At 67.6% G+C, this 7,840-nt stretch carries 3 protein-coding genes; all 3 read right to left on the reverse strand.

Annotated features, from left to right (window positions below; genetic code table 11):
- Window positions 1–2: 2 nt before the first annotated feature.
- Window positions 3–3,320, reverse strand: coding sequence for an efflux RND transporter permease subunit (locus LQV39_RS25515; protein WP_230029999.1), 3,318 nt, complete (start codon window positions 3,318–3,320; stop codon window positions 3–5).
- On the reverse strand, window positions 3,317–6,535 hold the full coding sequence (locus LQV39_RS25520; RefSeq protein WP_230030000.1) for an efflux RND transporter permease subunit: 3,219 nt from the start codon (window positions 6,533–6,535) through the stop codon (window positions 3,317–3,319). Before LQV39_RS25520 ends, LQV39_RS25515 begins: the two co-directional genes overlap by 4 nt.
- A 166-nt stretch (window positions 6,536–6,701) precedes the next feature.
- Window positions 6,702–7,840, reverse strand: a 1,139-nt coding sequence (locus LQV39_RS25525; RefSeq protein ID WP_230030001.1) for an efflux RND transporter periplasmic adaptor subunit, incomplete at its 5' end; no start/stop codon positions are given.

The raw sequence follows: 7,840 nt of genomic DNA on the forward strand, positions 1-7,840 counted from the left end.
GTTCATGGATGGGAAATTGAAGCTTCGTGTTCGTGTGGGTGGCGTACCAGCTCGTGCTCGTCTTCCTTGACCGTGCGCAGCTTGTCCATGTAGACGTAGACCACGGGCGTGGTCAGGAGCGTCAGCAGCTGGCTCGCGATCAGGCCGCCGATGATGGCGATGCCCAGCGGCTGGCGCAGCTCCGAGCCTTCGCCGAAGCCGATCGCCAGCGGCAGCGCGCCGAGGGCCGCGGCCAGGGTCGTCATCAGGATGGGGCGGAAGCGCAGCAGGCAGGCCTCGCGCACCGCCTCGGTGGCGGAGAGGCCGCGCGCCCGCTCTGCTTCCAGCGCGAAGTCGATGATCAGGATGGCGTTCTTCTTGACGATACCGATCAGCAGGAACACGCCGATCAGCGCGATGATCGAGAACTCCATGTGGAACATCAGCAGCGCCAGCACCGCGCCCACGCCGGCCGACGGCAAGGTCGACAGCACCGTGACCGGGTGCACCAGGCTCTCGTACAGGATGCCCAGCACGATGTAGATGACGACGATGGCGGCCAGGATCAGCAGCGGCTGCTGCTTGTTCGATTCCTGCGCCTGCTTGGCCTGGCCCTGGAAGCTGCCGCGCACGTTGACCGGCATGGCGATCTGGTTTTCGGCGTCGCGCACGGCGGCCTGGCCGTCGGACAGCGAGTAGCCCTCGGCCAGGTTGAAGGAGACGGTGGTGGCCAGCTCGCCATCCTGGTGGTTGACCGAGCTCGGGGTCGAGCGCTCGGCGAATTTCGCGATCGCGGACAAGGGCACCATGGTGGTGGCGCCGGTCGACAGCGCGGAGCCGCTGGACGGGTCGCGCGCCGCGGTCAGGTTGGTCGGGGCCGAGGGCGTGCTGGCGGTGGCGCTGCCGGTGCTGCCCGCGCCTGCGCCCACCGTGCCGGTGGCTGCAGTCGTAGCAGTGCTGGTCGCCGTGGCGGTGGTCCCGGAGGAGGCCTTCTTGGCCGGCACATACACATCCTTCAGCGCCTCCGGCGACTGCGCGTACTTCTGCGCCACGCCCATGATCACGTGGTACTGGTTCAGCTCATCGTAGATGTTCGCTACCTGGCGCTGGCCGAAGGAGTTGTACAAGGCGTTGTCGACGTCCTTGGCGCTGATGCCCAGGCGCGCCGCGCTTTCCTTGTCGATCTCGACATAGGTCTCGACGCCGTTCTCGGCCTGGTCGGTGTCGACGTCGGTCAGCGCCTTCTGCTGCTTCATGGCGTCGGCCAGCCTGGTGGCCCATGCCTTGAGATCGGCGCGGTTGTCGCTCTTGAGCGTGTACTGGTAGGTCGAGTTCGAAGAGCGGCCGCCCATGCGCAAGTCCTGCACCGGGTTCAGGAACAGCTGCACGCCCGTCACACGCGCCAGCTTGGGCCGCAGGCGGGCGATCACGGCCTGGCCGCTCTCCCCTTTCGCGCGCTCGCTGACCGGCTTCAAATTCATGAACATGAAGCCGCCGCCGGCGCGCGAGCCGCCCGTGAAGCCGACCACGGTGTCGACCGCCGGGTCGTTCTTGATGATGTTGACCAGCTGGTGCAGCTTCTGCTGCATGGCCTGGAAGGAGATGCTCTGGTCGGCGCGCATGCCGCCGTTGATCTGGCCGGTGTCCTGTTGCGGGAAGAAGCCTTTCGGCGCCGCCGAGAACAGGTAGACGTTCAGGCCCACCACGAAGGCCAGGATCAGCATCACCAGCGGCTTGGCGTCCAGCGCCCAGTCCAGCGCATGCTCGTAGGCCTTCAAAATGCGGTTGAAGCCGCGCTCCGACCATTGCGCCAGCTTGCCCGGCTGGCGCTTCAGCTGCTCGTCCTTGTCGTGTTCCTTGAGCAGCAGCGCGCACAGCATGGGCGTGGTGGTCAGCGAGATCACCAGCGAGATCATCACCGCCGCGCTCAAGGTCACCGCGAATTCGCGGAACAGCCGGCCCACCTGGCCGCCCATGAACAGCAGCGGAATGAACACCGCCACCAGCGACAGGCTGATCGACAGCACCGTGAAGCCGACTTCGCTGGCGCCCAGCAGGGCCGCCTTCATGCGGTCCATGCCCTGCTCGACATGGCGGCTGGTGTTTTCCAGCACCACGATGGCGTCGTCGACCACGAAGCCGGTCGCCACGGTCAGCGCCATCAGCGACAGATTGTTCATCGAGAAGCCCAGCATGTACATCACGCCGAAGGTGCCCAGCAGCGAGACGACGGTCGCCACCGCCGGCACCACGGTGGCGCGCACGCTGCGCAGGAACACGCTCACCACCAGCACCACCAGCACGATCGAGATCATCAGGGTCAGCTCGATCTCGCGCAGCGAGGCGCGGATCGAATTGGTGCGGTCCGAGGCCACCTGCATGCTCACATCCTGCGGCAGCTGGGCCTGCAGGGTCGGCAGCAGCGCGCGCACGCCGTCGACAGTCTCGATGACGTTGGCGCCGGGCTGGCTGGTCACCAGCACGATGACGGCCGGCTCGCCGTTGAACAGGCCCAGGGTGTTGATGTTCTCGACGCCGTCCGTCACGTCCGCGATGTCCTGCAGGCGGATCGCGGCGCCGTCGCGCCAGGCCACCACCAGGCCGCGGTAGTCGGCGGCGGTGCGGCCATTGGTCGGCGTGTTCGCCTGCGAATAGATCTGCAGGCGCATGCCGCTGCCTTCCAGCGCGCCCTTGGGACGGTTGGGGTTGGAGGCCTGGATGGCCGCGCGCACGTCCTCGCTGGACAGGCCGTAGCGGTTCATCTGGAAGGGGTTCAGGTCGACACGCACGGCCGGCAGCGAGCCGCCGCCGATCTCGACGTCGCCGACGCCGCGCACCTGGGCCAGCTTCTGCTGGACGACGTTCGAGACTTCGTCATAGATCTGGCCGGGGCTGCGCGTCTTCGAGGTCAGCGCCAGGATGATCACCGGCGAGTCCGACGGGTTGGCCTTGCGGTAGGTCGGGTTGCTCTTCAGCGTGGCCGGCAGGTCGGCGCGCGAAGCGTTGATTGCCGCCTGCACTTCACGCGCGGCCGAGTCGATCTGGCGGTTCAGGTCGAACTGCAGGTTGATGCGGGTCGAGCCGTTGCCGCTGTTCGAGGTGATCTCGTTGACGCCGGCGATGGTCGCCAGCCGCCGTTCCAGCGGCGTCGCCACCGAGGACGCCATCGTGTCCGGGCTCGCCCCCGGCAGGCTGGCGGACACCGACACCGCCGGATAATCCACCTGCGGCAGCGGCGAGACGGGCAGCACGAAGAAGGCGGCGATGCCGGCCAGGGCGATGCCGATGGTCAGCAGCACGGTGGCGATCGGGCGCCTTACGAAGGGCTGCGAGAGATTCATGCGCCGGCTCCGTGCGGACCGTCGATCCGCTTGGCGGTAGTGGTCGGCTGAGTCGACAGCAGCGCGGGTTGCTGCGGCGCCGGCTTGGCGGTCGGCTGGTCGCTATCGCCACCGCCATCCGAACCCGGGCCATGCGGCTTGGCCGGCTCTTGCCCACCCCAGCGCCGCGCCGTGCGGTCGAAGGCCAGGTAGATCACCGGCGTGGTGAACAGGGTCAGCATCTGGCTGACGATCAGGCCGCCGAAGATCGCCAAACCTAACGGACGCCGCAGTTCCGCGCCCTCGCCCCAGCCCAGCATCAGCGGGACCGCCGCGAACAGCGCCGCCAGGGTCGTCATGATGATGGGGCGGAAGCGCAGCATTGCGGCCTGGTGGATCGCGGTGCGCGGGTCCTTGCCCTCGTCTCTTTCCGCCTCGATGGCGAAGTCGATCATCATGATGGCATTTTTTTTCACGATGCCGATCAGCAGGATGATGCCGATGATGCCGATCACACCCAGGCCCTGCCCGGTCACCATCAGCGCCAGCAGCGCGCCGACGCCGGCCGAGGGCAGGGTCGACAGGATGGTCAGCGGGTGGATGTAGCTTTCATAAAGCACGCCGAGCACGATATAGACGCAGACCACCGCCGCCAGGATCAGCCACAGCTGGTTCGACAGCGAGTTCTGGTAGGCGCCGGACGCGCCGAGGAAGGTCATGGTGACGGAAGCCGGCAGCTTGATCGCCGAGGCCACTTCCTTGATCGCGTTGACGGCGGTGCCCAGCTTGACGCCGGCGGCCGCGTCGAAGCCGACCGTGGTGGCCGGATACTGGGCGACGTGGGTGATCTGCAGCGGCGCGGCCTGCTCGGTGATCGAGGCGATCGCGGACAGGGGCGTCGGCTGGCCCGAGCCGGTGCGCAGCTGCAGGTTGGACAGCGCGTCCAGCGACATGTTCTCCGGCTGCTGGGCTTCCAGGATCACGCGGTACTGGTTCGTTTCGGTGAAGATGGTCGAGACGATGCGCTGGCCGAAGGCGCTGTACAGGGCGTCGTCGATGTTCGAGGCCGTCACCGAGAGGCGTGAGGCGCTGTCGCGGTCGATGTTGACATAGGCCGCGGCGCCGCTGGCGCCGGCGTCGGTGACCACGTTGCGCAGCTCCTTGCGCTGGCTCATCGCCTCGGCCAGCTTGCGCGACCATTCCGTCACGGTTTTCGTGTCCGCGCCTTCGATCGAGAGGCGGTACTGGGTCGGGCCGCTCTCGGCGTCGATGGTCAGGTCCTGGGTCGGCTGCAGGTAGAGATTGACGCCGGCGACATTGCGCCTCACCCGCTCGCGCAGGCGGTTCATCAGCTCTTCCTGGTCGCCGCGGCCCTCCTTCAGGTTGATCAGCATGGTGCCGGTGTGGAGCATGGTGTTGTTGGCGGCGTCCACGCCGACGGTGGAGCTGAGCGAAGCCACTTCCGGGTCGGCCAGGATTTCGCGCGCTGCGGCCTGCTGCATCTCGGTCATGGCCTGGTAGGAGATGGCCTGGCGCGCTTCCACACGGGCCTGCAACTGGCCCGTGTTCTGGGTCGGGAACAGCGACTTCGGAATGAAGGTCCACAGCAGGGCCGTCAGCAGCAGCGTGCCCAGGGCCACCAGCAGGGTCAGGCCCTGGCGCTCCAGCACCCAGTTCAGCGAGCGGTCGTAGTAGCCGACGGTGTTATCAAAAGTCGCCTGGAACCAGCGCGCAAAGCGCGAGTTGTGCGACTCGTCGTGTTGGCGCAGCCAGCGCGCCGACATCATCGGCACCAGGGTCAGCGAGACCACCGCGGAAATCAAAATCGTGATCGCCAGCGAGACCGCGAATTCGCGGAACAGGCGTCCCACCACGTCGCCCATGAACAGCAGCGGGATCAGCACCGCGATCAGGGACACCGTCAGCGAGATGATGGTGAAGCCGATCTGGGTCGCGCCCTTGAGCGCCGCCTCCATCGGCTTCTCGCCCTCCTCGATGTAGCGCGAGATGTTCTCGATCATGACAATGGCGTCGTCGACCACGAAGCCGGTGGCGATGGTCAGCGCCATCAGCGACAGGTTGTTCAGGCTGTAGCCCAGCAAATACATGACGCCGAAGGTGCCGACCAGGGAGATCGGCACCGCCAGGCTGGCGATCACGGTGGCGCGGATGCTGTGCAGGAAGGCGAAGATCACCAGCACCACCAGCAGCACGGCCAGCACCAGCTCGATCTGCACGTGCTCGACCGAGGCGCGGATGCCGTTGGTGCGGTCGGACAGCACGTCCACGCGCAGGGTCGGCGGCAGGCTGGCCTGCAGCTCGGGCAGACGCTCCTTGATGGCGTCCACGGTGGCGATCACGTTGGCGCCCGGCTGGCGCTGCACGTTCAGGATGATGGCCGGCTTCATGTTGGCCCAGGCGCCCAGCTTGACGTTCTCGGCGCTGTCGACGACCTTGGCGACGTCGCCCAGGCGCACCGGCGCGCCGTTGCGGTAGGCGACGATCAGGTTCGTATAGTCCGGCACCGTCACCAGCTGGTCGTTGGCGTTGATGGTGTAGGCGCGCGCCGGGCCGTCGAAGCTGCCCTTGGCGCTGTTGGCGTTGGCGGCCGTGATGGCGGTGCGCAGCGTATCGAGACCCAGGCCGTTGGCGGCGAGCGCCTCGGTATTCGCCTGGATCCGCACCGCCGGGCGCTGGCCGCCCTGCAGGGTCACCAGGCCGACGCCCGTGACCTGGCTGATTTTCAAGGCCAGGCGCGTGTTGACGAGGTTCTGCACCTCGGTCAGCGGCATGGTGTCCGAGGTGATGGCCAGGGTCAGCACCGGCGCATCGGCCGGATTGACCTTGGCGTAGACCGGCGGCGCCGGCAGGTCGGTCGGCAGCAGCGAGCCGCCGGCATTGATCGCGGCCTGCACTTCCTGCTCGGCCACGTCCAGGGTCTGGCCCAGGCTGAACTGCAGGGTGACCACGGACACGCCGGCCGCGCTGGTGGAACTCATGCGCGACAGGCCGGACATCTGCCCGAACTGGCGCTCCAGCGGCGCGGTCACGGTGCGCGCCATCACTTCCGGACTCGCACCGGGGTACAGGGTCTGCACCTGGATGGTCGGGAAGTCGACCTGGGGCAGCGCGGAGAGCGGCAGGAATTTATAGCCGACCAGGCCGGCCAGCACGATGGCCAGCATCAGGAGCGAGGTGGCGACCGGGCGGCGGATGAAGGGGGCGGAGGGACTCATGCAGATACCTCCATATGCGGCGCTCGCATACCACGTCGTCCCCGCGAAAGCGGGGATCCATACTGAGCTTTCCAGGTCGGAGCGCTCGCGTTCACGCCCATATGTCGAATTCGGTGGCTCAGCATGGGTTCCCGCTTTCGCGGGAACGACGAGTAGGTGGTACTCATCATTGCGCAGCCCCTGCAGCCTGTTGCTGGCGACGCTGGCGGCGTTCGCCCTGCTGGCCCTGCTCCGCCGCCGTACCCGGCGCGGCGGCGGCGCCCTGCCCGCCCTGCCCACGACGTCCGCCGGCACCGGCACCCGCCGGCCTATCGCCCGGCAAGCTCACCTTGGCCCCATCCTTCAAGCGGTCGGCGCCTTCGGTAATCACGGTCTCGCCGCCCTTCAAGCCCTCGGTGATCTGCACGCGCTCGGCATTCGCCTGGCCGCGCTTCACATTGGTCAGGGCCACGGTCTTCGCCTGCGGGTTCAGCACGTAGACGAAGTCGCCGTTGGCGCCGTGGCGCAGCGCCGTCACCGGCACCGTCACGGCGTTCTTGATGGTGTCGACCTCGAGGCGCACGTTGACGAACTGGCTGGGGAAAAGCTTGCCGGCGTCGTTGGTGAAGCGGGCCTTGGCGCGCACGGTGCCGGTCTGGGTGTCGACCTGGTTGTCCATCGCGAAGAAGCGGCCGGTGGCCAGGTTCTGGGTGCGGGTGCGGTCCATCGCGATGGCCTGCATGCTGGCGTTCTGGTTGACGCGCTGCTGCAGCGCCGGCAGCTGGTCCTGGGGCACCGCGAATTCGACGTCGATCGGCGAGGTCTGGGTGATCACGGCGATGCCGTTGGTGTCGCCGCTGTTGACCAGGTTGCCGATGTCGACGGTGCGCAGGCCGACGCGGCCCGAGATCGGCGCACGCACCTGGGTGTAGCCGAGGTTGATGCGGGCGATGCCTTCGGCCGCCTTGTCGGTGGTGACCGTGCCTTCCAGCTGCTTGACCAGGGCCGCTTGCGTATCGACGTCCTGGCGGGCGATCGAGTCCTGCTCGAGCAGGGTGCGGTAGCGCTGCAGCAGCACGCGCGCGCTTTCCAGCTGGGCTTCGTCGCGCTGGCGCTGGCCGGTGGCCTGCAGCAGGCTCATTTGCGCCGGGCGCGCGTCGATGGTGGCCAGCACCTGGCCTTCCTTGACCAGCTGGCCTTCGGTGAAGGTGATCTTCTGCAGCACGCCGCCGACCTGGGGACGCACGGTCGCCACCGCCGCCGGGGTCACGGTGCCCAGGGCTTCCAGGGTGATCGGAATGTCCGCCCGCTCGGCCTTGCCGACGC

This window comes from Massilia sp. Bi118 (assembly GCF_918697865.1).
Classification (GTDB): domain Bacteria; phylum Pseudomonadota; class Gammaproteobacteria; order Burkholderiales; family Burkholderiaceae_D; genus Telluria.